The following is a 25843-nucleotide window of genomic DNA, read 5'->3' on the forward strand; positions in this document are numbered from 1 at the left end:
CTGGTGGAAACAGGGTGGGGGGCGAGGACGAGCCACTACAGTGGCAGAACTCCGCCGAGTCGGGGACTACGGGCGTAGATCTCCGGCAGACCAGCGGTTTCCCGCTCGTCCCTGAGGGGTCCGGTCCATCGGACCCCATCGGTGTCCCAGGCCCGGCGGGTGCGCGGGGGCGGCCCCCGCGAACGGGTGCAGTGCATCCGTTGTCACGCCTGGGGGTGACCTTTGGCCATGGCTACGCAGACAGCTGCGCCGACCCTGATCGGCTCGGTGCAGCGGGCGCTGAGACTTCTGGAGGCCGTGGCCTCCCACGCGGACGGTGCCCCCGCCAAGCAGCTCGCCCGGGAGACGGGCCTTCCGCTGCCCACGACGTACCACCTTCTCCGCACCCTGACGCACGAGGGCTATCTGCTCCGCGACAAGGGTGCGTTCTATCTGGGCGAGGCGGCCGCCCGGTTGGCCGGCGGCGGGGCTGTGCAGAATCGTCGCACCAAGATCGAGGACTCCCTCGCCCACTGGCGGGACGAGATCGGCGTACCGGTCTACTTCGCGCTCTACCACGACGGCGAGATCGAACTCGTCTCCGTCGCGGACACCCCCAGCTCCCCCGCGGTCGAGGAATGGGCCGACTTCCGGGAGACAGGTCACGCGCACGCGATCGGGCAATGTCTGCTCAGCCAACTCGATCCGCAAACTCGTCAAGACCACCTCGATCGGCACCCGGTGGAAGCCATCACTCCGTACACGGTGCGTAATCGGCGGATACTTTTGGAGCGTTTGGGCGGTTTGGGGCGAATGGAGCCCCTGGTGGAGCGTCAGGAATATGCGCTCGGCACGGTTTGTGCGGCCATCCCCATCACCGCGGGCTCCGTGGCGGCCACTCTGGCCATTTCCCTCCCGCTTCACCAGGAAGAACGGTTGCTCCCAGCAGTCGAGCGGCTACGTACGGAGATCGGAAGCCTCTTCAGTTCGCTCGCCTTCTCTATCAGTATCTGAAAAATCACTCCTTGTGATCCGCTAGCGCGTACAGCACGATTGCGTCAAGAGGGCCACGGGGGATCATTCCTGGCCGTTTCGGTCACAGCTTTCAGCAGCTGTGTTTACACAACTGCTCCATCTACTGCGGGGTACATGATGCGAGAGTCGGTTCAGGCCGAGGTCCTGATGAGCTTCCTCGTCTCGGAGGAGCTCTCCTTCAAGATCCCTGTCGAACTGCGATACGAGACCCGGGATCCCTACGCGGTGCGGATGACCTTCCACCTTCCCGGAGACGCGCCTGTGACCTGGGCGTTCGGCAGGGAGCTGCTCCTCGACGGGATCAACCGCCCGAGCGGCGACGGCGATGTCCACATCGCCCCGACCGACCCCGAGGGCCTGTCGGACGTCTCCATCCGTCTCCAGGTGGGCGGTGACCGCGCCCTCTTCCGCGCCAGCGCCCCGCCGCTCGTCGCCTTCCTCGACCGCACGGACAAGCTCGTCCCGCTCGGTCAGGAACAGACACTGGGCGACTTCGAGGACAGCCTGGAGGCCGCGCTCGGCCGGATCCTCGCCGAGGAGAGCGCCGGCCCCGCCTGACCGGTGCCCTCCGTACGCCGGCCACCGGCGCCCCGCGCCGTACGACCGCCGACCGCCGACCGCCGACCGGCGTCCGACCCGTACGGCCGCCGCGCGCCCGTCACTTCGCGCGGCGCCGCCGTCCGCCGCGGCCCGGAGTCCGGCCGCCGGCCTCCGCCGACGGGCGGTCGGCCGACACCACCAGCGCCGCGAGCGCGGTCGTGACCGGCACCGAGGCGACCAGGCCGATCGACCCGACCAGGGTCCGGACGATCTCCTCCGCCACCAGCTCGCTGTTGGCCACCGTCCCCATGCTGCTCTGCGCGATGGTGAAGAGCAGGAGCAGCGGGAGCGCGGCACCGGCATAGGCCAGGACCAGCGTGTTGACCACCGAGGCGATGTGGTCGCGGCCGATGCGGATGCCGGCCCGGTAGAGCGCGCGCGGACCCATGGCCGGGTCGGCCTGGTGCAGTTCCCAGACCACGGAGGTCTGGGTGACGGTCACGTCGTCCAGGACACCGAGCGAACCGATGATCACACCGGCGAGCAGCAGGCCGGACATGTCGATCTCCGGGTAGAGGCCGTGGATGAGCCCGGTGTAGTCGTCGGTGTTGCCGCTGAGCGAGGCCCAGCCGATGAAGAAGGACCCGAGCAGACCGATCAGCAGCAGCGAGATCAGCGTGCCCAGGACGGCGACCGAGGTGCGGGCCGAGAGCCCGTGGCACATGTAGAGCGCGAGAAGCATGATCGCGCTCGATCCGACCACCGCCACGACCAGCGGGTTCGACCCCTCCAGGATCGCGGGCAGGATGAAGAGCGTCAGCACCAGGAAGCTCACCGCGAGCGCGATCAGTGCCATCACGCCCCGCATCCGCCCGACGAGCACCACCACGAGCGCGAAGATGCCGGCGAGCACCGCCATCGGCACCTTGCGGTTCACGTCCGTGACCGAATACTGCAGGTCCTTCGGGGCGTCGGGCGCGTAGGCGACCACCACGCCCTGGCCCTCGTCCAGTTGGCGCGGGGCGTCCGGCTGCACGATCTCGGTGAACTGCCGGCCCTTGTCGGGACCGCTCGTGACCTCGATCGTCGCCTTCTCGCACTGCCCCTGCTGCCCGTTGACCGCCTCGCGGCCCTGCGGGGTGGAGGTGTCTCCGGTCGGCGGCACCTGTGCCGCGTTCACGTCCTCGCAGTCCACCTGCTCGACCGCGACGACCTTGCCCTGCTCGGTCTGCCGGTCGAAGCCGACCCCGGTCCGCTCGTGCGCGGGCGTGCCGCCCGGCCAGAGCACCACGAGACCGACGACCACGGCGGTGGCGAAGGGGATGAGGACGGCCGCGATGACCCGGCGCAGATGGCGGGAGACGGGTGCGGCGGGCCCGTGACTGTGGCTGTGACCGTGCCCGTGGCCGGGGCCGTGCCCCGGATCGTGGCCGTGGCCGGAGCCGTGACCAGCGCCGTGGCCGGAGCCGTGCCCGTGCTCGTGGCCGTGCTCGTGGCCGTGCGGATCGGGGGTCTGCTGCGAGGAAGTCACCGACCGATCATCGCAAGAACGGCGGGGGCCCACTGTTCAGCACGCCCGGGAGGGCGCTAGCGTGGTGACACCTTTGCACACGCGGGAGCTCGGAGCACCGGGCTGAGAGGGCGCTGATCACCGTACGCGGACACGTACGGGAGGAGGCTGCGCCGACCGCCGAACCTGTTACCGGGTAATGCCGGCGTAGGGAGATTCGGTCTCATGACCATTCAGGATGCACGCACGCCTGCCTCCGACCAGAAGGACCCGAACGGCGAGCGCACGCCGGGCTGGCACAAGGGGTACGTCGAGGGCTCCCGCCCCGACATCCGGGTGCCGGTGCGTCAGGTGCACCTCACCAACGGCAAGGACGTCACGCTGTACGACACGTCCGGTCCGTACACCGACCCCGCCGTCGACACCGACGTCCGCCGGGGCCTCCTCCCGCTGCGCGAGAACTGGATCATCGCGCGCGGCGACACCGAGGAGTACGCGGGCCGCCCGGTCCGTCCCGAGGACGACGGCATCAAGCACACCTCGCCGCGCGGCGGCGGGCTCAAGAACCTCGACGCGGTCTTCCCCGGCCGCCCGCGGCTGCCCCGCCGGGGCCGCGACGGACAGGCCGTGACCCAGCTCGCGTACGCCCGCCGGGGCGAGATCACCCCGGAGATGGAGTACGTGGCGATCCGGGAGAACGTCTCCCCCGAGGTCGTCCGCGAGGAGATCGCGGCGGGCCGCGCCGTGCTGCCGGCCAACGTCAACCACCCGGAGATCGAGCCGATGATCATTGGCAAGCGGTTCCTGGTGAAGGTCAACGCCAACATCGGCAACTCCGCGGTGACCTCCTCCATCGAGGAGGAGGTGGAGAAGATGACCTGGGCGACCCGCTGGGGCGCCGACACGGTCATGGACCTGTCCACCGGCCGCAACATCCACACCACCCGCGAGTGGGTGCTGCGCAACTCCCCCGTGCCCATCGGCACCGTCCCGCTCTACCAGGCGCTGGAGAAGGTCGACGGCCGCGCCGAGGACCTGACCTGGGAGATCTACAAGGACACGGTCATCGAGCAGGCCGAGCAGGGCGTGGACTACATGACCGTGCACGCCGGCGTGCTCCTGCCGTACGTGCCGCTCACCGCGCGCCGCAAGACCGGCATCGTCTCGCGCGGCGGCTCGATCATGGCCGCCTGGTGTCTCGCGCACCACAAGGAGAACTTCCTCTACACGAACTTCGAGGAGCTCTGCGAGATCCTCGCCGCGTACGACGTCACGTACTCGCTCGGCGACGGCCTGCGCCCCGGCTCGATCGCGGACGCCAACGACGCGGCGCAGTTCGCGGAGCTGAAGACGCTCGGCGAGCTCAACACGATCGCCAAGCGCCACAACGTGCAGACGATGATCGAGGGCCCGGGCCACGTCCCGATGCACAAGATCAAGGAGAACATCGACCTCCAGCAGGAGATCTGCGAAGAGGCGCCGTTCTACACGCTCGGCCCGCTGACCACGGACGTCGCGCCCGCCTACGACCACATCACCTCCGGCATCGGCGCCGCGATGATCGCCTGGTGGGGCACGGCGATGCTCTGCTACGTGACGCCCAAGGAGCACCTCGGCCTGCCGAACCGCGACGACGTGAAGACCGGCGTCATCACGTACAAGATCGCGGCGCACGCGGCGGACCTGGCCAAGGGGCACCCGGGCGCCCAGGAGTGGGACGACGCCCTCTCCGACGCGCGCTTCGAGTTCCGCTGGGAGGACCAGTTCAACCTGGCCCTCGACCCGGACACCGCCCGCGAGTTCCACGACGAGACGCTTCCCGCGGAGCCCGCGAAGACCGCCCACTTCTGCTCGATGTGCGGCCCGAAGTTCTGCTCGATGAAGATCTCCCAGGACATCCGCCGCGAGCACGGTGGAGACCTGAAGAAGGAGGAGATCGAGGCCGGCATGGCCGAGAAGTCGGCGGAGTTCGCCGCCTCCGGCAACCGCGTCTACCTGCCGCTGGCCGAGTAGCGGTCGGCCGTACGAGACCCACCCCGGCCCGCGGTCCACGGGGGGATCGCGGGCCGGGGTGCGTCAGGGGTCCCGGGGCGGTGGGGCGGTGGCGGTGAGGGCGGCCTGGAGGAAGGGGACGACGCCGCGTTCCAGGAGGGCGTGGCGCCAGGCGGCGCGGGCACGGGTGAGTTCGTCGTCGGGGGCCTCGGTCTCGGCGGGGCTGTTGCGCAGGGCGGTGACGAGGAGTCCGGCGCCCGCGCAGAGGAGGCCGGCGGCGGCGAGGGCGCCGAAGACCAGACCCGCGGTGAGCAGGGTGGTGCCGAGCGCCGCGTCCGGGGCGAGCAGGTGGACCACGGCCCCGACCAGGAGGAAGATCGCGGCGGCGGTGCCGGCGAGGACCGGGACGAGGACGGTGAGGACCGCGACGGCGCCGGGCGACTCGTCGGGACCGGGGGTCCGCGGGCGGTTGGACGCGGCGCGGTGCTCTTCGCGCACCTTGACGAAGTGCTCGTACTCGCTCGCCGCCGCCGCGGTGATCAGCGCTGTCGCGTTCAGCGCCATCACCCGGAGCTGGGCGGCCGTCAGCCGGGCGCCCGTTCCGGCGAGTTCCGGCCGTTCCGGCGCGGTGCGCAGTGCGTCGTCGAGGATCCGCTCGTACTCGGCGCGGTCCTCGGTCAGCAGGTGCGGAGCCACGTTCATGTGCATCCCCCGATGCTCGGTGGGCCGGGACCGGCCGTGGAGAACGGCGGTCCGGGCGGAAGCGGAGGAGAGCCTGCCTACCTAGGGAGACCGATGGTAGGGCCGTGACCGGGCGCGCTGACAGGGGGTTTCCGGAAATCGCCTGCCCCGGATGCGCTGGGTGAGAGTCAGTCCCCCAGCGGGAGTCGGACCACCAGCAGCTTTCCGGCCATGGTGACGCCGCCGTCCATGGCGATGGCGAGCCCGTCGGCGTAGACGTGCGGGCCGTCGACGGCCGGACGGGAGTCCTCCTCGCCGTCCTCCGTGCCGACCTGGCCGAGGAGGTACGGGATCGGGCTGTGTCCGTGCACGACCCGCGAGCCGCCGTAGGTGCCGAGCAGCTCCTGGACGGCCTGCGGGCCCGCCTCGTCGCGGAAGGCGAAGCGCTTGGTGAACTTCCGGAAGAGGTCCCAGACCTCGTCGGCGTCGTTGCGCCGGATGGTCTCGTGGACGGTCTCGTTGACGTCCTCGATGGTCTGGCCGTAGTCGAGGTACGCGGTGGTGTCCGAGTGCAGCAGCAGGTGGTCGTCCTCGAGGACGACGGCGTCGAGCCGGGACATCCACTGGAGGTGGACGTCCTGGAGGCGGTCCATGTCGTGCTTCTGCCCGCCGTTGAGCAGCCAGGCCGCCTGGAAGGTGGCGGTGCCGGCCCCGGAGTTGACGGGGGTGTCGCCGAAGCGCTTGGCGCCGATGAGGAGCAGCTCGTGGTTGCCCATGAGGGCCTTGCAGTAGCCGCCGGCGGCGGCTGCCTCGGCGGAGAGCCGCATGACGAGGTCGATGACGCCGATGCCGTCGGGGCCCCGGTCGGTGAAGTCGCCGAGGAACCACAGCCGGGCGTTGCCCGCGGCCCAGCCGCCGTTCTCGTCGACGAGGCCCTGCGCGCGCAGGGCGGCGACGAGCTCGTCGAGATAGCCGTGGACGTCGCCGACGACGTAGAGCGGGCCCGGGCCGTCGCCGGTGGGGGCGGGCGCCGGTGCGGCGGCCGGGGCGACGGGGACCTGGAGGGTGTCGCCGCGCTGGATGACCGGGAGGTCGCGCTCGGTGGGGGTGTAGCCCTCCGGGAAGTCGCCGGGGTAGCCGCCGGGCATGCGGTCGGCGGGGGCGGTCGGGGCGGCGTGGTCGGCGTGGCCCGCGGGGGCGGGCTGGCCTGTGGGAGCGGTCTGGCCCGTGGGGCCGGTGAGACCGATGTGGGTCACGGTGACGCCGGAGAGCGGCGCGGCGGTGACGGCCGGCGGTGCCGCGGCCGGTTCCGGGTACGGGGTGGGCTCCGGGTACGCGGCGGGCTCGGGGCGCGGGGCCGGCTCGGGGTACGCGGCCTCCGGGCGCGGGGCCGCTTCGGGGCGCGAGGCCGTCGCTTCGGGACGAGGGAGCTGTTCCGGGTACGCGGCGGACGCGGGGTGCGGGGCCGCTTCGGGGCGCGCGGGCGCCTCCGGGCGCGCGGCGGTTTCCTGGCGCGGGGCCGGGGCCGGGGCCTGCGCGGGGGCGGGGAAGCCGACCGGTTCCGGGAACGCGGCCGGGCGGGTGCCCAGATGGAGCGTGGGATCGGCGGGCGCGGCGGGAGGCTCCGCCGCGTGGCCCTGTACGGGTACGCGGGCGTACGGCGGTACGCGGAAGTCACGCAATGTCGCCGTGCGCTCCACGGGATCCTGCCCGGCCCCCTGAGTCATCGACCCCTCCACCACCGTCGCGATGCCCTGCACATCGCGGACCGGCCTGGTCGGGGTGGTCCGCGGTGTCGTGCGCCCATCATAGGAATGAGGGTCCGCCTGTGTGACGCACCAGGGGTGGTGAATCCGGGTTCGCTCCGGGTTCACCGGTTGTTTCGCCCGAATTGAGAAGGTCCAGTCCAGGGTCGGGTCCGGCGGGGTGGCCGGTTTCGCCGTCTCCGCCCACGGGCAGAGGGCGGGACGGCGGTTCGTTCGCGGTCGTTCTGTTGTCGTGCGTCCGGCCGTTCCTTCGGCGCGGCCGGGGTCCGGCGGGCGGGTCAGTCCTTCGCGGGTGAGCGCGGCGGACTGACGGTCGTCCGCGGCGAGCGGCGCTGCGAGGAGGTGCGGACGATGAGTTCGGTCGGTATCACCTGCTCGACCGGACCGTCGCTCTCGATCCCCTCGATGGCGTCGATGAGGAGCTGGACGACGGCGGTGCCGATGCGGCGCGGTTTGAGCGAGAGCGTGGTGACGGGCGGTTCGGTGGTGGCGTAGACGGTGGACTCGCTGCAGCACACGATCAGCAGGTCGTCGGGGACGCGCAGACCGTAGCGGCGGGCGGCGGCGAGGAGATCGGTGCCGTTGGGGTCGAAGAGGCCGTAGACGGCGTCGGGACGGTCGGGGCGGGCGAGCAGCCGGTCGGCCGCGACGGCGCCCGCGCACGGGTCGTGCGCCGGGTATGCCTCGTAGACGGGGTCCTGTCCGACCCGCTCGCACCAGTTGAGGTACGCGGTGGTGGAGAGGCGGGTGTAGGTGTCGGTGGTCGTGCCGGTGAGGAGGCCGATGCGGCGGGCGCCGGCGTCGGCGAGGTGGTCGAGGAGGTCGAGGACGGCGGCCTCGTGGTCGTTGTCGACCCAGGCGGTCACCGGGAGCGTGCCGGCGGGGCGTCCGTCGGAGACGACGGGGAGGCCCTGGCGGACGAGCTCGGTGACGACCGGGTCGTGGTCGGAGGGGTCGATGACGACGGTGCCGTCGAGGGCGACGTTCGACCAGACGTCATGGCGTGAGGTCGCGGGGAGGATGACGAGGGCGTAGCCGCGGGCGAGCGCGGCCGATGTGGCGGCCCTGGCCATCTCCGCGAAGTAGGCGAACTCCGTGAAGGTGAAAGGTTCATCCCCGTACGTGGTCACGGTCAGGCCGATGAGTCCGGACTTGCCGGTGCGGAGCGTGCGCGCCGCCGCCGAGGGGCGGTAGCCCAGCCGGTCGGCGACCTCGCGGACGTGCCGGCGGGTGGCGTCCGGGAGTCGGCCCTTGCCGTTGAGCGCGTCGGAGACAGTCGTGATGGAGACCCCGGCGGCGGCGGCCACGTCCCGGATGCCTGCCCGGCCCTGTCGGCTTCCCCGGGTCTGTGCCCGGCTCACCTGGTGCTTCCCTGCTGCTGTCATGGCGAGCCGATAGTAGGGCGATGAGGGGTGGGTGGGACGGCCGCATATGCAGACGTTGACAGGCACGTTTCTGCATGATCGATTGGCGTCAAGAGCGTGGAAATCAAAGGTAGTTGAGGTGTTTTCCATGCGACTTGATGTCGTCGGGCGGGATGGGCCTGGCGTGGGGGCGAGGTCTCGAAGAGGTCTCAACTCACCTCTACGGGGGATGCGCGCCACGGCGCTCGCCACCGGCGCGCGCCACCCGGCCGCGCGCCCCCTCGGTCGGGGAGGGCCGCGGGGCGGGTTTTCCACAGCGTTGCAGGGCTGTTGTCCACAGCCCATTCGCAGCGGGCGGGAATCCTCATAAGGTGAGAAGCATTGGCGGTACGGACGGTCGAGGAGGCCACACTGTGAGCGAGACCAGCGGGACGAGCGCGTCCACCCCGAAGCTGCGCGCCGAGCTGGACGGCGTGCCCACCTACAAGCCGGGCAAGCCGGCCGCCGCGGGCGGCCCGGTGGCCTTCAAGCTGTCCTCCAACGAGAACCCGTACCCGCCGCTGCCGGGGGTCATGGAGAGCGCGCTGGCCGCCGCCGCGAACTTCAACCGGTACCCGGACATGGCCTGCACGGAGCTCTCGGCGGAGCTGGCCGACCGCTTCGGCGTCCCGGTCTCCCACATCGCCACCGGCACCGGCTCGGTGGGCGTCGCCCAGTCGCTGCTCCAGGCGACCTCGGGCCCGGGCGACGAGGTGATCTACGCCTGGCGCTCCTTCGAGGCGTACCCGATCATCACGCAGATCAGCGGCGCCACCTCGGTGCAGGTGCCGCTCACCGCCGACGAGACGCACGACCTCGACGCCATGGCCGAGGCGATCACCGAGCGGACCCGGCTGATCTTCGTCTGCAACCCCAACAACCCGACGGGCACCGCGGTGCGCCGCGCCGAGCTGGAGCGCTTCCTGGACCGGGTGCCCTCCGACGTCCTGGTGGTGATCGACGAGGCGTACAAGGAGTTCGTCCGCGACACCGACATCCCGGACGGCGTCGAGCTCTACCGCGACCGGCCGAACGTGGCGGTGCTGCGCACCTTCTCCAAGGCGTACGGCCTGGCGGGGCTGCGGGTCGGCTTCGCGATCGCCCACGAGCCGGTGGCGGCGGCGCTGCGCAAGACGGCGGTGCCGTTCGGCGTGAGCCAGGTGGCGCAGGACGCGGCGGTGGCCTCGCTGCGCGCCGAGGACGAGCTGCTCGGGCGGGTCGGCTCGCTGGTGGCGGAGCGCGCGCGGGTCCACGCGGGGCTCGTGGCCCAGGGCTGGACCGTGCCGGACGCCCAGGCGAACTTCGTCTGGCTGCGGCTCGGCGAGCGGACCGTGGACTTCGCGGCGGAGTGCGAGCGGCACGGCGTGGTGGTGCGGCCGTTCGCGGGGGAAGGCGTGCGCGTCACGATCGGCGAGACCGAGGCGAACGACCTGTTCCTGAAGGTGGCGGAGAGCTTCCGCCAGGGCGCCTGACGGTTCAGGCGAGTTCGACGCGGATCGGGTCGCCGTCGCGGACGGTGGCCAGGATCCGCGGGTTGTCGTCGAGCGAGCCCAGCAGGTTGCAGGGGCTCGCCAGGCGGCACTCCCCGCCCCGGGAGATCGGGGTGGGTCCGTAGGGGAGGGCGAGGGCGTCGCCGTCGGTCCAGAAGGCCACCGTGCCGGGGTCGACGACCTGGCGAGCCCCGTCCTCGCGCGGCACGGAGACCGGCGTGTCGAAGTAGACCTCCTCGCCCCAGGTGCGGGCGGTGGAGACGATCGGCAGAGCCCCCGCGAGCGCCGTGCTCGTGGGGGTCTCGTCGAGGGTGGCCGTGGTGTGTCCGGCCGGCCAGGTGAGGCGTATCCGTAGGGTCATGGCCCGGATTCAACAATATGTTGAAGGCCCTGGGAAGGTGTGACCTTCGGTACAGCCCCCCGCCCTCCAGTACGGATTTCGTATGAGTCATAATGCTTGTGAATGTGAACGCGTTCACAAGCGTGTCCCCGTTCATCCCGTAATAGGGGGGATCAAAGGGGCAAACTGCCGATGTGACCACGGCGATGTAAGGAGAAGCCGACGTGGACCTCGCTTTGGCGCCCGAGACTCTGGCGCGCTGGCAGTTCGGTATCACCACCGTCTACCACTTTCTCTTCGTTCCACTGACGATCTCCCTCGCGGCGCTCACCGCCGGTCTTCAGACCGCGTGGGTCCGGACCGAGAAGGAGAAGTACCTCAAGGCGACGAAGTTCTGGGGGAAGCTCTTCCTCATCAACATCGCGATGGGTGTGGTCACCGGCATCGTGCAGGAGTTCCAGTTCGGCATGAACTGGTCGGACTACTCCCGCTTCGTCGGCGACATCTTCGGCGCCCCGCTGGCCTTCGAGGCGCTGATCGCCTTCTTCTTCGAATCCACCTTCATCGGGCTGTGGATCTTCGGCTGGGACAAGCTGCCGAAGAAGATCCACCTCGCCTGCATCTGGATGGTCTCGATCGGCACCATCCTCTCCGCGTACTTCATCCTGGCCGCCAACTCCTGGATGCAGCACCCGGTCGGCTACCGCATCAACGAGGACCGCGGCCAGGGCGCCCGCGCCGAGCTCACCGACTTCTGGGCGGTGCTCACCCAGAACACCGCGGTGACCCAGTTCTTCCACACCATGACGGCCGCCTTCCTCGTCGGCGGCGCCTTCATGGTCGGCATCTCCGCCTTCCACCTGGCGCGCAAGCGGCACGTCCCGGTGATGCGGACCTCGCTGCGGCTCGGCCTGATCACCCTGATCATCGCCGGCCTCGGCACCGCCATCAGCGGGGACATGCTCGGCAAGGTCATGTTCAAGCAGCAGCCGATGAAGATGGCCGCCGCCGAGGCGCTGTGGGACGGCGAGGCGCCCGCACCCTTCTCGATCTTCGCGATCGGCGACGTGGACAAGGGCCACAACGAGGTCGCCATCGAGATCCCCGGAATACTGTCCTACCTCGCCAACGGCGACTTCCACTCGTACGTCCCCGGCATCAACGACGTCAACAAGGCCGAGCAGGAGAAGTTCGGGCCCGGCGACTACCGGCCCAACATCCCCGTCGCCTACTGGGGCTTCCGCTGGATGATCGGCTTCGGCATGGCGTCGCTTGCCATCGGCGTCCTCGGGCTCTGGCTGACCCGCAAGAAGTTCCTCATCGCCCCCGGACTGAGGACCGGTGAGGACGAGGTGCCGAACCTCGTCCTCTTCAAGAACAAGGCGCTCAGCCCGAAGCTCGGCAAGTGGTACTGGATCGTCGCCCTCTGGACCATGGCCTTCCCGCTGATCGCCAACTCCTGGGGCTGGATCTTCACCGAGATGGGCCGTCAGCCCTGGGTGGTCTACGGCGTGATGAAGACCAGCTCCGCGGTCTCCCCCGGCGTCTCGCAGGGCGAGGTGCTCACCTCGATGATCGTCTTCACCACGCTCTACGCGATCCTCGCCGTCGTCGAGGTCAAGCTCCTCGTGAAGTACGTGAAGGCCGGCCCGCCCGAACTCACCGAGAACGACCTCAACCCGCCCACCAGGATCGGCGGGGACACCCGTGACCCCGACCGGCCCATGGCCTTCTCGTACTGAGGCTCAGGAGATCGAGGCATGGAACTCCACGACGTCTGGTTCGTACTCATCGCCGTCCTCTGGACCGGCTACTTCTTCCTGGAGGGTTTCGACTTCGGGGTCGGCATCCTCACCAAGCTGCTCGCCCGGAACCGGCCCGAGAAGCGGGTCCTCATCAACACCATCGGACCCGTCTGGGACGGCAACGAGGTGTGGCTGCTGACCGCCGGCGGCGCGACCTTCGCCGCCTTCCCCGAGTGGTACGCGACGCTCTTCTCCGGTTTCTACCTGCCGCTGCTGATCATCCTGGTCTGCCTCATCGTCCGCGGTGTCGCCTTCGAGTACCGGGCGAAGCGGCCCGAGGAGAACTGGCAGCGCAACTGGGAGCAGGCGATCTTCTGGACCTCGCTCATCCCCGCCTTCCTGTGGGGCGTGGCCTTCGGCAACATCGTCCGGGGCGTGAAGATCGACCAGAACATGGAGTACGTCGGCACCTTCTGGGACCTGCTCAACCCGTACGCGCTCCTCGGCGGACTCGTCACGCTCACCCTCTTCACCTTCCACGGCACGGTCTTCGTGGCGCTGAAGACGGTCGGTGACATCCGGGTCCGGGCGCGGGCGCTCGCGGTCAGGCTGGGGCTCGTCACGGCGGTGCTCGCGCTCGCCTTCCTGATCTGGACCCAGGTCGACACGGGGGACAGCTGGAGCCTCGCGGCGCTGGTGATCGCGGCGGTCTCGCTGGTCGGCGCGGTCGGTGCCATCAAGGCGGGGCGCGAGGGCTGGTCGTTCGCGCTCTCGGGGGTGACGATCGCCGCCGCGGTCGCGATGCTGTTCCTGGCGCTCTTCCCGGACGTCATGCCGTCGTCGCTCGACCCCGCATGGAGCCTGACGGTGACCAACGCGTCGTCGAGCCCGTACACGCTCAAGATCATGACCTGGTGCGCGGCCATCGCCACGCCGCTGGTCCTGCTCTACCAGGGCTGGACCTACTGGGTGTTCCGCAAGCGGATCGGCACCCAGCACATCGCCGACGCCCACTAGGGCACGCCGCCCGGGTCCGCGAGGGCCCGGGCGCTCATTCAGAGGGGCATGTTTCACGTGAAACCGATCGACCCGCGTCTGCTCCGGTACGCCCGGGCGACCCGCTTCTTCCTCGTCGCGGTCGTCGTGCTCGGCCTGGTCGGGGCGGCGCTGGTCATCGCCCAGGCGATGCTCATCGCCGAGGTCGTGGTGGGGGCCTTCCAGAAGGGCCTCTCGGTTTCCGGTCTGACCACTCCCCTGCTGCTGCTCGCCGGGGTCGCGGTGGCGCGGGGGCTCGTCTCCTGGCTGACCGAACTCGCCGCCCACCGGGCGAGCGCGGCGGTCAAGTCCGAACTCCGCGGCCGGCTCCTCGAACGGGCCACCGCCCTCGGCCCCGGCTGGCTCGGCGGGCAGCGCACCGGCTCGCTCATCGCGCTCGCCACCCGGGGCGTGGACGCGCTCGACGACTACTTCGCCCGCTACCTGCCCCAGCTCGGCCTCGCCGTCGTCGTCCCCCTCGCGGTCCTCGCCCGGATCGTCACCGAGGACTGGGTCTCGGCCGCGATCATCGTCGTCACCCTGCCGCTCATCCCGGTCTTCATGATCCTGATCGGCTGGTACACCCAGGCCCGGATGGACCGGCAGTGGAAGCTGCTCTCCCGGCTCTCCGGCCACTTCCTCGACGTCGTCGCCGGACTGCCCACCCTCAAGGTCTTCGGCCGGGCCAAGGCCCAGGCCGCCTCGATCCGCGGCGTCACCGCCGACTACCGGCGGGCGACGATGCGCACCCTGCGCATCGCCTTCCTGTCCTCCTTCGCCCTGGAGCTGCTGTCCACGCTGTCGGTGGCGCTCGTCGCCGTCACCATCGGCATGCGACTCGTCCACGGCACCCTCGACCTCTACACCGGGCTCGTCATCCTCGTCCTCGCCCCCGAGGCGTACCTGCCGCTGCGCCAGGTCGGCGCGCAGTTCCACGCGGCGGCGGAGGGGCTCGCGGCGGCCGAGGAGATCTTCGAGGTCCTGGAGACCCCGGTGCGCGGCGGCGGTACGCGGGTGGTTCCGGCCGGGACGCGCCTGGAGCTGGACCGGGTGACGGTCCGCCATCCGGGGCGGGCCGAACCCTCGCTGGACGCGGCGAGCCTCACCGTCGAGCCGGGGGAGACGGTGGCCCTGGTCGGGCCGAGCGGGGTCGGCAAGTCCACCCTGCTCGACGTCGTCCTCGGCTTCACGGAGCCGGAGGAGGGCGGAACCGTACGGGTCGGGGGCGTGGACCTGGCGGAGCTGGACCTGGAGGCATGGCGGTCGCGGATCGCGTGGGTGCCGCAGCGCCCGTACCTCTTCGCCGGGACCGTCGCCGAGAACGTACGGCTCGCCCGGCCGGAGGCGAGCGACGAGGAGTTGCGGCGGGCGCTGCGGGACGCCGGGGCGGACTCCTTCGTGGACGGGCTGCCCGAGGGCGCCGGCACCGTGCTCGGCGAGGACGGGGCCGGGCTGTCGGCCGGTCAGCGGCAGCGGCTCGCGCTGGCGCGGGCCTTCCTCGCGGACCGGCCGCTGCTGCTGCTCGACGAGCCGACGGCGGCGCTGGACGGGGAGACCGAGGCCGGCATCGTCGACGCGGTGCGGCGGCTCGCCGTGGGGCGGACGGTGCTGCTGGTCGTGCACCGGCCGGCGCTGCTGGCCGTCGCCGACCGGGTCGTCGCGCTGGGCGGCCCCGCGCAGGCCGGGGACTCCGGCACCGCCGCGGCCGCGGACGCGGTCGTGGGCGGCGGGTCCCCCAGGACGGCGTCCCCGGCCGTCGCCCCGCGGGACGCGTACGCGCCGGCGGAGGCGCCCGCCGAGGCGTCCGGTGTCCTCGCCCGGGTGCGTGCGACGGCAGCGGAGCTGCGGGGCCGCATGGGGCTCGCGCTGCTGCTCGGGAGCCTGGCGCTCGGATCGGCCGTGGGCCTCATGGCCGTGTCCGGGTGGCTGATCTCGCGCGCCTCGGAACAGCCGCCCGTACTGCACCTGATGGTCGCGGTGACCGCCACCCGGGCCTTCGGCATCGGGCGGGCCGTCTTCCGGTACGCCGAGCGGCTCGTCTCGCACGACGCCGTGCTGCGGACGCTCGCCGAACTCCGGGTCTCCGTCTACGTCCGGCTGGAGCGGATCGCCCCCGCGGGGCTGCGCCGCACCCGGCGCGGCGACCTGCTCGCCCGGCTCGTCCACGACGTCGACGCCCTCCAGGACTACTGGCTGCGCTGGCTGCTCCCGGTCGGAGCCGCGCTCGTCGTGGGCCTCGGTTCGGTCGGCTTCACCGCCTGGCTGCTGCCCGAGGCGGGCGCCGTGCTCGCGGTGGGCCTCCTCGTGGCGGGCGTCCTCGTCCCGCCGCTGGGCGCGGCGCTGGCCCGGCGGGCCGAGCGGCGGCTCGCCCCGGCGCGCGGCGCGCTCGCGACGGCCGTGGCCGATCCGCTGCGCGGCTGCGCCGAACTGACGGTGGCCGGGGTGCTGCGGGACCGGCTCGGCCGGGCCCGGGCCGTCGACCGCACGCTCACCGGCATCGCCTCCCGGCAGTCGGCCGCGGCCGCGCTGGGCGCCGGGCTCTCCGCCGTGGTCTGCGGACTGACGGTGGTGGCCGCCGCCTTCGTCGGCGTGCAGGCCGTCCGCGACGGGCGGCTCGACGGGGTCGCCCTCGCGGTCGTCGTCCTCATCCCGCTCGCCGCCTTCGAGGCCGTGACCGGCCTGCCGTCGGCCGTCCAGTACCGGCAGCGGGTCAAGCACAGCGCCGAGCGGGTCTTCGAGGTGCTGGACGCGCCCGTCCCCGTCCACGAGCCGGCGGTGCCCGCCGCTCCCCCGGCCGGGCCGTTCCCGCTCGAACTGGCGGGGCTCTCGGCCCGGTACGCCGGGCAGGACCGGCCCGCTCTCGACGGCTTCGCGCTGACCCTGGACGCCGGGCGGCGGGTCGCCGTCGTCGGTGCGTCGGGCTCCGGCAAGACGACGCTCGCCCAGGTGCTGCTGCGGTTCCTGGACGGGGAGTCCGGCACGTACCGGATCGGCGGGGTGCCCGCCGGGGAGCTCGACGGCGACGACGTACGGCGCTTCGTCGGGCTGTGCGCGCAGGACGCGCACCTCTTCGACAGCTCCGTGCGGGAGAACCTGCGGCTCGCCCGGACGGACGCGAGCGACGAGGAGCTGCGGGAGGCGCTGCGCCGGGCCCGGCTCGCCGACTGGGTGGACGGCCTGCCCGACGGGCTCGACACCCTCGTGGGCGAGCACGGTTCGAAGCTCTCCGGCGGTCAGCGGCAGCGGCTCGCGCTGGCCCGCGCCCTCCTCGCCGACTTCCCCGTCCTCGTCCTCGACGAGCCGGCCGAGCACCTGGACCTGGCCACCGCCGACGCGCTCACCGACGACCTGCTGCGCGCCACCGAGGGCCGGACCACCGTCCTCATCACCCACCGGCTGCGCGGGCTCGACGCGGTCGACGAGGTGGTGGTCCTGGACGGCGGCCGGACCGTGCAGCGCGGACCGTACGCCGAGCTCGCCGCCGAGGACGGGCCGTTGCGGCGGATGCTGGAGCAGGAGCGGGCGGCCGACCTCCTTCTCGACGGCGTCGCGGCCGCGGGGACCGGCCGTCCGACTTTTCTCGCCAAATCGGACTAACTAGGCTCAGGGTCATGACCGCCGCCACGCCCGATTCCCCGGACCCCCTGGTCGCCGCCACCGAGGCCACCCGCAGCCTCCAGGGGCTGTCCACGGAGCTGACCGCCCGCGTGCCGCAGCTGCTCGAAGCGATGCGGTCGGTGGGCACCGGACTCGAACTCCACACCACCCTCGACCGGATCTGCGAGACGGCGGCGGAGCTGGCCGACGCCCGCTACGCGGCCATCGGCGTCGTCGACGAGGAGGGCAAGGGGCTCTCGGACTTCGTCACGTACGGCGTCGGCGACGACATCGCCCGGCGCATCGGGCACCGTCCCGACGGGCACGCCGGGCTGCTCGGCGCGCTCATCCGCGACCCGCGGACGATCCGGCTCGCCGACCTGTCCGCCGACCCGCGGTCGGCCGGCTTCCCGCCCGGCCACCCGGTCATGCGGACCTTCCTCGGCGTCCCCATCCGCGTCCAGGGCGAGATCTTCGGCAATCTGTACCTCGCGGAGAAGCGGGGCGGCGAGGAGTTCAACGACTACGACGAGCACATGGTCCGGGTCCTCGCCACCGAGGCCGGGATCGCCATCGGCAACGCCCGCCTCTACGAGGCCGCGCGCCAGCGCGAGCGGTGGATCGACGGCTCGGTCGCCGTGACCACCGCGCTGCTCTCCGGCGGCGACGCCGACGACGCCCTCGCCGTCGTCGCCGAACAGGCCCGGCGGCTCGCCGACGCGGACGCCGGGATCGTGCTGCTGCCGGCCGAGGAGGGCGGCCTGGAGATCGTCGCCGTCTCCTCGCCCCGCCCCACCAAGTCCCTCGGCATGGTGATCCCGCCGGAGAGCCAGGTCGTGGAGCTGCTCCTGGAGGGCGAGGCGGTCTTCGTCCAGGACGCCTCCAGCGACCCGCGCATGATCAGCCGGCTGACCTCGCCGTACGGTCCGAGCATGCTGCTGCCGCTGCAGAGCGGCGGCCGGGTGCTCGGCGCGCTCGCGATGCCCCGCGCCCGGGGCGCCCGCCCGTTTTCGGAGGCGGAGCGGACCCTCGCCACCCAGTTCGCCTCGCAGGCCGCGCTCGCGCTGATGATGGCCGAGGCGCAGCGCGACCGGGAGCGGCTCGCCGTCTTCGAGGACCGCGACCGGATCGCCCGCGACCTGCACGACCTCGTCATCCAGCGGCTCTTCGCCACCGGGATGATGCTGGAGAGCGCCCAGCGCAAGGCGGTCGTGCCGGCCGTCCAGGAGGGCGTCGGCAAGGCCGTGGACGAACTGGACGTGACCATCCAGGAGATCCGTACGGCGATCTTCGCGCTCCAGCAGGGTCCGGCGGAGGCGCCGTCGGGGCTGCGCACCCGGGTGCTGCGGGAGATCAACATGGCGGCGGTGCCGCTGGGCTTCAAGCCCGCGCACCGCTTCCTCGGCGCGATCGACGCCACCGTCGGCGAGCTGACGGGCAAGAACCTGATCGCCGCGCTCCGTGAGGCGCTCTCCAACGCCTTCCGGCACGCCGGGGCGCACCGGATCGAGGTCGTCGTCGACGCGACGGTGACCCTGCCGGACGGCTCGCCGGGGGTGCGGCTCACGGTCGCGGACGACGGCGTCGGCATGCCGGAGGGCGGCCGGCGCAGCGGTCTGCGCAACCTCGCCCGGCGCGCCGAGTCCCTGGGCGGCGCGAGCTGGTGCGGTCCGGGACTCGCCGAGGACGGCTCCGGCACGTCGGTGGTGTGGGAGGCGCCGCTCTAGGCCGCGTCTTCCGGACCGGGCCGGGTGGGGGAGCGGGGGTGCCGGGCGACGTGAGCCCGGCACGGTCCGGACGCGCCCGGCACGGTCTCGGAGAGGCGGCCCAGGTCCTCTCCGGAGCGTCCCGCGCGGTCTTCAGCGGGGCTCCTCCAGGGCCGGGCGGGCGGCGAGGGCTTCGGCGACGAGCTGTTCGACGACGACGGCGACGCCGTCCTCGTTGTTGCCGACGGTGCGGCCCGAGGCGGCGGCGATCACGTCCGGGTGGGCGTTGCCCATCGCGTACGAGCGGCCCGCCCAGCTCAGCATCTCGATGTCGTTCGGCATGTCGCCGAAGGCCGCCACCTCGTCCGCCGTGATGCCGCGCTGCGCGCAGCAGAGGGCGAGCGTCGACGCCTTGGAGACGCCGAGGCCGCTGATCTCGATGAGCGCGGTGGGGCTGGAGCGGGTGAACGAGGCCAGGTCGCCGGCGGCCTCCCGGGCCGTCGCGAGGAAGACGTCGGGGTCGAGCTCCGGGTGCTGGGCCAGCAGCTTCAGCACCGGGGCGGAGGCGCCCGGCGCCTCCTCGTAGAGCAGCTTCTCGGCGGTGGCGACGGTGGCGCCGGGGTCGAGGAAGAAGGGCGGGTACTGCGGCTCGTAGTGGATCCCGGTGGTCAGCTCGACGGCGAAGCTGGTGCCGGGGGCGGCCTCCCGCAGGGTCCGTACGACGTCGAGGGCGACGGGCCGGTCCAGCGGGCGGACCTCCAGGAAGGTGCCGCCGGCGTGCAGGTCCACGACGGCCGCGCCGTTGGCGCAGATGGCGAGGCCGTGGCCGTGGACGTGGTCGCTGACCACGTCCATCCAGCGGGCCGGGCGGCCGGTGACGAAGAAGACCTCGATCCCCGCCCGCTCGGCCGCGGCGAGGGCGGCGACGGTGCGCTCGGAGACGGACTTGTCGTCGCGCAGGAGGGTGCCGTCGAGGTCGGTGGCGATGAGCCGGACGGCGGGTCGGGAGGAGGGCCGGGGAGAGGTCACCTCCCCATGGTGCCGCACCGGACGCACGGGCGTGCGGGTCCCCGCACATTTGAGTGCGGTACGGGGTGAGGGGGCGGACGGGGGGTGCGGTGGGGCGCGTGGCGGGGTCGGGCGGGGCGTCCGGTGGGGGTGGCGGGGCATCCGGTGGGGCGCCCGGTGGGGCCGGCGGGGCGTCCGGTGGGGCCGGTGGGGCGTCCGGTGGGGACGGCGGGGCGGGCCCGGCGAGGTCCGCGGGTCACGTCGCGAGGGCGTGGACGAGCGTGACGAGGACGGCTCGCTGGCCGGCCGGGGAGAGGTGCACGCCGTCGTCCGTGTGCAGGTCGGGGCCGTCCGGGCGGGGGCGGGTGGCGCTCCGGGTGTCGACGGCGGTGCCGGGGAGGGTCAGGACGAGGTCGGCGACGGCGTCGACGTCCTCGCGCGACCAGCCGATGCCGGCCCGCCGGAAGTGCGGATACGCCTCGGCCCGCGCGTGGTCCATGGCGCTCGGCGTGAGCCAGGTCCACTGTTCCGGACCGGTGAGGCCGGAGGACTCCCGCAGGGCGCGCAGGTTCCGCTCGGTCTCCGCCCGGCCGACGAGGAGGACGCCGTCCGGGGTCAGCGGGGTACGGGCGAGCCGCTGGGCGTCGTTGGCGCCGAGCATGCACAGCACCCGGTCGGGGCGGAGGAAGCCGAGCCGCGGGAGGTGGGTGAGGGCCTGGGAGGTGGTGAGGCCGGAGACGGAGAGGTCGAGGAGGGCGACCGACGGGGGGAGGAGGTGGCGCAGGACCGCCCGCCAGGAGAGGCGGTCGGCGGTGGTGCTCTCGCCGAGGACGGCGATCCGCTCGCCGGGGCGGAACGGGAGCCGGGCGACGAGGGCGGCGAACTCCGGGTCGCCGAGGAGCTCGTCGGCGGTGCGCCGGGCCTCCTCGTCGAGGCCGTGGAGCAGAGCGCGGTAGGCGGCGGGGTCGAGGCCGAAGAGGCCGGCGAGGGTGGGTTCGGAGAGGTCGCCGAGGTAGCGGAGGTTCTTCTCCGGCTGCTGGAAGCGGACCAGCTTGGCGGTGAGCGCGGTGTCGTTCGCGGCGTGCGTCATGCGGAGGTCTCCTCGTGGCGCGCGGCGCGGGCGCGGACGCGCGGGTCGGAACGGTGGCGCGGCAGCAGGAATCCGGCCGCGATCAGCCACAGCAGGCCGCCGAAGCGCGCGATCGGGAGCAGGACGGCGGCGCCGTCGAACAGCAGGGCGAGGGTGGAGAGTTCGGCGACCGCCGCGAGGACGAGGCCGCCGAGGGCGAGCCCGCGGGGCAGCAGTCCGGCGAGGAGTCCGGGGACGGCGACGCCGGCGACGAGCAGACCGAGCGCCACCACGTGGCCGGGGCCGCCGGTCGCGAAGGCCAGCGACTGGAGGGCGCGGATCACGCCGGCCTGGTCGAGGACCTCGGGGCGGGAGAGGGTCCAGCTCAGCAGGGCGGACAGGCCGAGGAAGCCCGAGGCGAGCAGGCCGCCGGCGAGCGCGATGGTCGCGCCGGGGGCGCGGACGCCGAGCCGGTGGAGGCGGGCGGAGGCGGTGGCGGCGTAGATCGCGAGCGGTACGGAGGCCCCGAACTGGAGCGTCGCCGCGACGCGGACGGCGTCCGTGTGGTCGCGGAAGTACGCGGCGATCCCGTCGGTCGCGTCGGCGCCGCCGAAGGGCGAGGGGAAGGTGTTGCCGCCCGCGAGGAGGATGCCCGCGACGAGCGAGGCGACGAAGAGGGCGGTGAAGACGAGGGCGAGCGGTCCGAGCGGGGGCCCGCCCTGGGCCTCGTGGCGCTGAGCGGTCTGGTTCTGGACGGCCATGGTCGTTTCCGTTCCCATTAGAGAATGGTTCACATTGGAGAATCATTCTTTTCGAGTACGATAACTCCGTGAGCAGCCACGGGCAACAACCAGACGAAGAGCGCACGCCGGACGCGGGACACGGCCCGTCCGGCGGGGGGCCGCCGGTACCGCGCGGTGCCGCGTTCCTCCTCGCCCAGCTCGGGGCGCACGCGGCGGGACGGTTCGGCGAGCGCGTCGGCGGGCTCGGCCTCAACCCCCCGGACGTCGGCCTGCTGCGGATGATCGCGACCGAGCCCGGCCGCAGCCAGCGCTCGCTCGCCGCCGACCTGGGCGTGGTGCCCAGCCGGGTCGTCGCCCTCATCGACAACCTGGAGCGGAAGGGCCTGGTGGAGCGCCGACGCAGCACCGAGGACCGCCGCAACTACGAGCTGTACGTCTCCGAGGCCGGCCGTCATGCCCTCGCCGGGGTCCGCGAGGTGGCCGCCGCCCACGAGGACGACCTCCTGGCCGCGCTGGACGGGGCGGAACGGGGGCTGCTCGCGGAGCTCCTCGGCCGGGTCGCCGCCCAGCAGGGCCTCACCCCGGGCGTCCACCCCGGGTACCGCACCCTCGCGAAGCGGGCGGGGCGGCGGGAGGGGGAGAACGCGCAGGAGCAGGAGGCGGAGCAGGGGTAGGCCGGGCGTCCGGGAAGGCGTCCGGGCGGGGCCGACGTACGCTCGGGGCATGAGCCTGCGCCTGAGCACCGTGATCCTTCCTGTCGAACGCTGGCACGAGGGCGGCCGCGCCACGTGGCAGCGCGCCGAGGAACTCGGCTTCCACACCGCGTACACCTACGACCACCTGTCCTGGCGCACCTTCCGGGACGGCCCGTGGTTCGGCGCCCTGCCCACCCTGACCGCCGCCGCGACCGCCACGGACCGGCTCCGCCTGGGCACCCTCGTCACCTCGCCGAACTTCCGGCACCCGGTGACGCTCGCCAAGGAGCTGATCTCGCTCGACGACGTCTCCGGCGGCCGGGTCACCCTCGGCATCGGCGCCGGCGGCAACGGCTTCGACGCCACCGCGCTCGGTCAGGAGCCCTGGACGCCGAAGGAACGGGCCGACCGTTTCGCGGAGTTCGTCCCGCTCCTCGACCGGCTGCTCACCGAGGACGCGGTGACGGAGAGCGGCACGTTCTACTCGGCCGACGAGGCCCGCAACATCCCCGGCTGCGTGCAGCGCCCCCGGCTGCCCTTCGCGGTGGCGGCGACCGGCCCGCGCGGCATGCGCCTCGCCGCCCGGCACGGGCAGGCGTGGGTGACCACCGGCGACCCCAAGCTGTACGAGGAGGGCACGGCGGCCCAGTCCGTGGAGGCCCTGCGCGGCCAGATCGAGCGGCTCGGCAAGGCGTGCGCGGAGATCGGCCGGGATGTGGCCGAGCTGGACAAGGTCCTGCTCACCAGCTTCACCCCGGAGAAGAACACGGTGCTCGACTCCCTGGAGCGCTTCGTGGACTTCGCCGGGACCCACCGCGACCTCGGATTCACCGAGATCGTCATCCACTGGCCGATCCAGGACTCGGTCTTCGCCGCCGACCGGGCCGTCTTCGAGACCATCGCCACGGAGGCCCTCGGCCGCCTCGGCTGAGCCCGGGGAGGTCCACGGCCGCCCCGGCCGGCGGCGCGGAGGGCCTCGACCGTCTCCACCGATCGCGCGGTCCCGCCGCGGGCGATCGCGCGGTCCCGCCGCGGGCGCCCGGCGGGGCCTCGCGCATACTCCTGCCATGCCCGCGACCCCGGCCCCGACAACGAGCCCCCTGCCGCCGGGCCCGCCGGCCGACGGCGTGCCCGGCTGGGGGCGCGTCGGCGCGGCCGCCTGGTCGGCAGCGGGCCCCGGCCGGTGGGCGCGGCCGCTCTGGACCTTCCTGGCGCTCCTGGTGACGGTGGGCGCGGCGGTCGTCACGGAGCCGGTGCCGCTGTGCGCCGACGCGGCCCCGTGCGGCCCGGAGTGGATCGACGCGGCGCAGACGGGCCTGGCGATCGGCCTGTTGTGCTGGAACGCCCGGCTCCCCGAGCTCACCCTCCTCGTCGCACCGGTGCTCGCCGGCCTGGTGGCGGCCGAGCAGTTCCCCGCCCCCGGGGCCGCGTCCCGGGCGGCGAACCTGGCGGTGCTCGCCGCCCTCGGCCTGGGCTGGGCCGCCGCCCGCGAACGCGTGGCGGCCCGCCGCCGGCAGCGCCTCGTCTTCGAACGGGCCTCCGGCGCGGTCCTCCGCACCCTCGACACCACCGGATTCCCGCGGCGCGGGAAGTGGCCGCTGATCGCCGGGACGACCCTGTGCGCGGTGGCCCTCGGCGCGACCCTCATGGGCCAGCGCGGCGTGCACGCCGACGAGGACCGGGCCGCCCGGGCGACGCGCGTCGAGGCGGAGGTCACGAGCCGCGCGGACGACTCGGTACGGCTCCGCGCCCCGGACGGGCGCCGGCTCGTCGTCGCCTCCGCCTATCCCGAGGACCACCGTCTCGGCGCCACCGTCACGGTGCTGGAGGACGGCTCGTGGTGCCGGCTCGCCGCCGAACCGTACGACGCCTTCGGCCCGCAGCTGCTCGCCCTGGTCACCGGGGTCCCGGGCATCTTCCTGGCGGCCTGGGGACTTCGGACCCTCCGTCGTTCCGCGGCACTGCGACGGGCAGGGCTACCGGCTCTGCGCGTGCGGGCGGCGATGGACGGCCAGGGCATGCTCCGGATCCACGGCCCCGACGCCACCGGGACGAGGAAGCCGCTGTTCGTCATCGACCTGGCCTCGGCCGACCGGCCCGACGACGAGGAGCGCAGCGGTGCCGAGGACGACGCCCCCGTCGCCGGGGCTGTCGACAGGGACGACGGCAGAGACTCCGGCAGGGACGACGACGGGGCTGTCGACGGGGACGACGACAGGGACGACGACGGGGACGACGACGGTGGGGCGGGCTTCCGCCCCCGCGCCGTCATGAGCCTCCGTGACGCGGTCCTGATCGGTGCTCCCTACGAGGACGCGGAACTGGCCCTCGTACCGGCTCCCGACCAGGGGCATCCCCACCCGATCGTCCTCTTCGCCACCGCCCGCCTCGTCTGGGGCGAGGGACGGTCCGGCTGATGTCGCGGGGGCGGGCCTCCGGGGCGTCCCGTCAGCGGAAGCGGCTGCTCAGCCACGGGGTGAGCGCCATCATCGGGATGAGCTCCTTGTAGGTCTCGCCGCCGGGCACGGGGACGATCAGCCACTGCCCGGGCGGGAAGAACCGTCCCTTCACGTGCGCCAGGCCGGTGTGGACCGCCCGCACGAAGCCCGGGACGGCGTCCCTCGGCACATCGGCGAACTCGACGCCGTCCACCGTGATCCTGGCGTCGTCCTCGGGATAGAGCCGCAGGGAGAGGGAGGGGGAGCCGCCGAGCTCGATGTACGCCTCGTGCGGCAGCGAGCCGTCCTCGTCGAGCACGCCGAAGGCGCCGGAGGAGGTGCGACGGGAGGTCTGGTCCGCGCCGATGTCGTCGGTGACGGTGATCTCCAGGCGGAACTCCTCGGCGAGCGCGCGGACGGCGGTCACGGCTGCCTGGGTGCTGGGGAGGTGCGGGTGGGTCATGACCCGATCATGCCTCAGCCGTCCGGGGTGCTCGGGGCGGTCGTCCGTCCTCAACCGGGGAAGCGGATGTACTCGGCCGGCACGGCCCCGGTCAGCCAGACGCCGTTGGCGCTGACCCGGAACTCGTGCCCCGCCCGGTGCATCGCGCCTGCGTCCACGCTCAGCACCACCGGCCGGCCGCGTCTCGCCCCGACCCGGGTGGCCGTCTCGCGATCGGGGGAGAGGTGCACGTCGTGGCGGGCCATGGGCCGCAGCCCCTCCGTCCGGATCGCGGGAAGCCGGTCGGCGACCGTACCGTGGTAGAGGTACGCGGGCGGTTCGGCGGGCGGCAGGCCGAGGTCGACGCCGATCGTGTGGCCCTGGCTGGCCCGGATCCGGGTGCCCTCGACGGCGAACCGCTTCTTGTCGTTGGTCGCGACCACGTGGTCCAGCTCCGCGCGGCTGATCGGGAAGCCGTGGCCGGCCGCGGCGGTGAGCAGCGCGTCGATCTCGGTCCAGCCGTGCGCGTCGAGGACCAGCCCGATCCGCTCGGGCTGATGCCGGAGATGCTTCGACAGGTACTTCGAGACCTTCACCGTGCGACGTTCGTCCATCGTTCTTCCCCGTCC

General features: G+C 72.8%; 21 protein-coding genes and 1 riboswitch. Of the genes, 11 read left to right on the forward strand and 10 right to left on the reverse strand.

Annotation, left to right across the window (positions count from 1 at the left end; genetic code table 11):
- The first annotated feature begins 228 nt into the window (after positions 1-228).
- Both ACFVU3_RS32570 and ACFVU3_RS32575 read left to right on the forward strand, forming a co-directional pair.
- Positions 229-993, forward strand: coding sequence for an IclR family transcriptional regulator (locus tag ACFVU3_RS32570; RefSeq protein ID WP_390071944.1), 765 nt, complete (start codon positions 229-231; stop codon positions 991-993).
- A 138-nt stretch (positions 994-1131) separates the two neighbouring features.
- Positions 1132-1572: an SsgA family sporulation/cell division regulator gene (locus tag ACFVU3_RS32575; RefSeq protein ID WP_030493805.1), complete on the forward strand. Its 441-nt coding sequence runs from the start codon at positions 1132-1134 to the stop codon at positions 1570-1572.
- Positions 1573-1672: 100 nt separating this feature from the next.
- On the opposite strand, the gene ACFVU3_RS32580 is transcribed toward ACFVU3_RS32575, so the two are convergent.
- Positions 1673-3118: a YibE/F family protein gene (locus ACFVU3_RS32580; RefSeq protein ID WP_390071946.1), complete on the reverse strand. Its 1446-nt coding sequence runs from the start codon at positions 3116-3118 to the stop codon at positions 1673-1675.
- Between the two features lie 38 nt (positions 3119-3156).
- Positions 3157-3295, forward strand: a riboswitch (TPP riboswitch).
- On the opposite strand from ACFVU3_RS32580, the gene thiC reads away from it, so the two are divergent.
- On the forward strand, positions 3290-5077 hold the full coding sequence (thiC, locus tag ACFVU3_RS32585) for a phosphomethylpyrimidine synthase ThiC (RefSeq protein ID WP_390071947.1): 1788 nt from the start codon (positions 3290-3292) through the stop codon (positions 5075-5077). Its footprint overlaps the riboswitch before it by 6 nt.
- A gap of 63 nt (positions 5078-5140) precedes the next feature.
- On the opposite strand, the gene ACFVU3_RS32590 is transcribed toward thiC, so the two are convergent.
- The 3 genes from ACFVU3_RS32590 to ACFVU3_RS32600 all read right to left on the reverse strand — a co-directional run bounded on the left by ACFVU3_RS32590 (position 5141) and on the right by ACFVU3_RS32600 (position 8888).
- Positions 5141-5764 carry a hypothetical protein gene (locus ACFVU3_RS32590; RefSeq protein ID WP_390071949.1) on the reverse strand — a complete coding sequence of 208 codons (624 nt, stop codon included), beginning with the start codon at positions 5762-5764 and terminating at the stop codon, positions 5141-5143.
- A gap of 161 nt (positions 5765-5925) precedes the next feature.
- Complete coding sequence (locus tag ACFVU3_RS32595; RefSeq protein ID WP_390071951.1) at positions 5926-7464, reverse strand: metallophosphoesterase; 1539 nt, start codon at positions 7462-7464, stop codon at positions 5926-5928.
- A gap of 317 nt (positions 7465-7781) precedes the next feature.
- A complete protein-coding gene (locus ACFVU3_RS32600; RefSeq protein ID WP_390071952.1) occupies positions 7782-8888 on the reverse strand; it encodes a LacI family DNA-binding transcriptional regulator in 1107 nt (368 codons plus the stop codon).
- Positions 8889-9280: 392 nt separating this feature from the next.
- Here ACFVU3_RS32600 and hisC point away from each other — a divergent pair, with 392 nt between their 5' ends.
- Complete coding sequence (hisC, locus tag ACFVU3_RS32605) at positions 9281-10378, forward strand: histidinol-phosphate transaminase (protein WP_390071954.1); 1098 nt, start codon at positions 9281-9283, stop codon at positions 10376-10378.
- Positions 10379-10382: 4 nt separating this feature from the next.
- On the opposite strand, the gene ACFVU3_RS32610 is transcribed toward hisC, so the two are convergent.
- Positions 10383-10757: a cyclophilin-like fold protein gene (locus tag ACFVU3_RS32610; RefSeq protein ID WP_390071956.1), complete on the reverse strand. Its 375-nt coding sequence runs from the start codon at positions 10755-10757 to the stop codon at positions 10383-10385.
- Positions 10758-10960: 203 nt separating this feature from the next.
- On the opposite strand from ACFVU3_RS32610, the gene ACFVU3_RS32615 reads away from it, so the two are divergent.
- From ACFVU3_RS32615 to ACFVU3_RS32630, 4 genes are read left to right on the forward strand one after another with little or no spacing between them, the layout of a single operon-like run.
- Positions 10961-12478, forward strand: a complete 1518-nt coding sequence (locus ACFVU3_RS32615; RefSeq protein ID WP_390071958.1) for a cytochrome ubiquinol oxidase subunit I — start codon at positions 10961-10963, stop codon at positions 12476-12478.
- Between the two features lie 18 nt (positions 12479-12496).
- Positions 12497-13498: a cytochrome d ubiquinol oxidase subunit II gene (cydB, locus tag ACFVU3_RS32620; protein WP_390071960.1), complete on the forward strand. Its 1002-nt coding sequence runs from the start codon at positions 12497-12499 to the stop codon at positions 13496-13498.
- Between the two features lie 57 nt (positions 13499-13555).
- The gene (gene cydD, locus ACFVU3_RS32625; protein WP_390071962.1) at positions 13556-17113 is read left to right on the forward strand and encodes a thiol reductant ABC exporter subunit CydD; all 3558 of its coding nucleotides are present in this window, start codon (positions 13556-13558) and stop codon (positions 17111-17113) included.
- Positions 17114-17127: 14 nt separating this feature from the next.
- On the forward strand, positions 17128-18840 hold the full coding sequence (locus ACFVU3_RS32630) for a GAF domain-containing sensor histidine kinase (protein ID WP_390071964.1): 1713 nt from the start codon (positions 17128-17130) through the stop codon (positions 18838-18840).
- Between the two features lie 132 nt (positions 18841-18972).
- On the opposite strand, the gene ACFVU3_RS32635 is transcribed toward ACFVU3_RS32630, so the two are convergent.
- The 3 genes from ACFVU3_RS32635 to ACFVU3_RS32645 all read right to left on the reverse strand — a co-directional run bounded on the left by ACFVU3_RS32635 (position 18973) and on the right by ACFVU3_RS32645 (position 21675).
- On the reverse strand, positions 18973-19848 hold the full coding sequence (locus tag ACFVU3_RS32635; protein ID WP_390071965.1) for a Cof-type HAD-IIB family hydrolase: 876 nt from the start codon (positions 19846-19848) through the stop codon (positions 18973-18975).
- Between the two features lie 235 nt (positions 19849-20083).
- A complete protein-coding gene (locus tag ACFVU3_RS32640) occupies positions 20084-20917 on the reverse strand; it encodes an SGNH/GDSL hydrolase family protein (protein WP_390071967.1) in 834 nt (277 codons plus the stop codon).
- Entirely contained in the window at positions 20914-21675 is a 762-nt protein-coding gene (locus tag ACFVU3_RS32645) for a hypothetical protein (protein WP_390071968.1), read from the reverse strand. The genes ACFVU3_RS32640 and ACFVU3_RS32645 overlap by 4 nt, the downstream gene beginning before the upstream one ends.
- A gap of 50 nt (positions 21676-21725) precedes the next feature.
- On the opposite strand from ACFVU3_RS32645, the gene ACFVU3_RS32650 reads away from it, so the two are divergent.
- The 3 genes from ACFVU3_RS32650 to ACFVU3_RS32660 all read left to right on the forward strand — a co-directional run bounded on the left by ACFVU3_RS32650 (position 21726) and on the right by ACFVU3_RS32660 (position 24751).
- Complete coding sequence (locus ACFVU3_RS32650; protein WP_390071970.1) at positions 21726-22313, forward strand: MarR family winged helix-turn-helix transcriptional regulator; 588 nt, start codon at positions 21726-21728, stop codon at positions 22311-22313.
- A 49-nt stretch (positions 22314-22362) separates the two neighbouring features.
- Positions 22363-23265 carry an LLM class flavin-dependent oxidoreductase gene (locus ACFVU3_RS32655; protein ID WP_390071972.1) on the forward strand — a complete coding sequence of 301 codons (903 nt, stop codon included), beginning with the start codon at positions 22363-22365 and terminating at the stop codon, positions 23263-23265.
- Positions 23266-23401: 136 nt separating this feature from the next.
- Positions 23402-24751 carry a hypothetical protein gene (locus tag ACFVU3_RS32660; RefSeq protein WP_390071974.1) on the forward strand — a complete coding sequence of 450 codons (1350 nt, stop codon included), beginning with the start codon at positions 23402-23404 and terminating at the stop codon, positions 24749-24751.
- Between the two features lie 31 nt (positions 24752-24782).
- Here ACFVU3_RS32660 and ACFVU3_RS32665 read toward each other — a convergent pair whose 3' ends face one another.
- On the reverse strand, positions 24783-25235 hold the full coding sequence (locus ACFVU3_RS32665) for a hypothetical protein (RefSeq protein WP_390071976.1): 453 nt from the start codon (positions 25233-25235) through the stop codon (positions 24783-24785).
- Positions 25236-25285: 50 nt separating this feature from the next.
- Positions 25286-25828, reverse strand: a complete 543-nt coding sequence (locus ACFVU3_RS32670; protein ID WP_390071977.1) for an RNA 2'-phosphotransferase — start codon at positions 25826-25828, stop codon at positions 25286-25288.
- Between the last annotated feature and the right edge of the window lie 15 nt (positions 25829-25843).

Source organism: Streptomyces sp. NPDC058052, assembly GCF_042885515.1.
GTDB lineage: Bacteria > Actinomycetota > Actinomycetes > Streptomycetales > Streptomycetaceae > Streptomyces.

Bases quoted from the DNA above. Each gene is read 5' to 3' on its own strand.
- ACFVU3_RS32570 (WP_390071944.1), top strand. From the start codon at position 229: ATGGCTACGCAGACAGCTGCGCCGACCCTGATCGGCTCGGTGCAGCGG.
- ACFVU3_RS32575 (WP_030493805.1), top strand. From the start codon at position 1,132: ATGCGAGAGTCGGTTCAGGCCGAGGTCCTGATGAGCTTCCTCGTCTCG.
- thiC (WP_390071947.1), top strand. From the start codon at position 3,290: ATGACCATTCAGGATGCACGCACGCCTGCCTCCGACCAGAAGGACCCG.
- ACFVU3_RS32590 (WP_390071949.1), bottom strand. From the start codon at position 5,764: ATGCACATGAACGTGGCTCCGCACCTGCTGACCGAGGACCGCGCCGAG.
- ACFVU3_RS32595 (WP_390071951.1), bottom strand. From the start codon at position 7,464: ATGACTCAGGGGGCCGGGCAGGATCCCGTGGAGCGCACGGCGACATTG.
- ACFVU3_RS32600 (WP_390071952.1), bottom strand. From the start codon at position 8,888: ATGACAGCAGCAGGGAAGCACCAGGTGAGCCGGGCACAGACCCGGGGA.
- ACFVU3_RS32610 (WP_390071956.1), bottom strand. From the start codon at position 10,757: ATGACCCTACGGATACGCCTCACCTGGCCGGCCGGACACACCACGGCC.
- cydB (WP_390071960.1), top strand. From the start codon at position 12,497: ATGGAACTCCACGACGTCTGGTTCGTACTCATCGCCGTCCTCTGGACC.
- ACFVU3_RS32630 (WP_390071964.1), top strand. From the start codon at position 17,128: ATGACCGCCGCCACGCCCGATTCCCCGGACCCCCTGGTCGCCGCCACC.
- ACFVU3_RS32640 (WP_390071967.1), bottom strand. From the start codon at position 20,917: ATGACGCACGCCGCGAACGACACCGCGCTCACCGCCAAGCTGGTCCGC.
- ACFVU3_RS32645 (WP_390071968.1), bottom strand. From the start codon at position 21,675: ATGGGAACGGAAACGACCATGGCCGTCCAGAACCAGACCGCTCAGCGC.
- ACFVU3_RS32655 (WP_390071972.1), top strand. From the start codon at position 22,363: ATGAGCCTGCGCCTGAGCACCGTGATCCTTCCTGTCGAACGCTGGCAC.
- ACFVU3_RS32660 (WP_390071974.1), top strand. From the start codon at position 23,402: ATGCCCGCGACCCCGGCCCCGACAACGAGCCCCCTGCCGCCGGGCCCG.
- ACFVU3_RS32665 (WP_390071976.1), bottom strand. From the start codon at position 25,235: ATGACCCACCCGCACCTCCCCAGCACCCAGGCAGCCGTGACCGCCGTC.
- ACFVU3_RS32670 (WP_390071977.1), bottom strand. From the start codon at position 25,828: ATGGACGAACGTCGCACGGTGAAGGTCTCGAAGTACCTGTCGAAGCAT.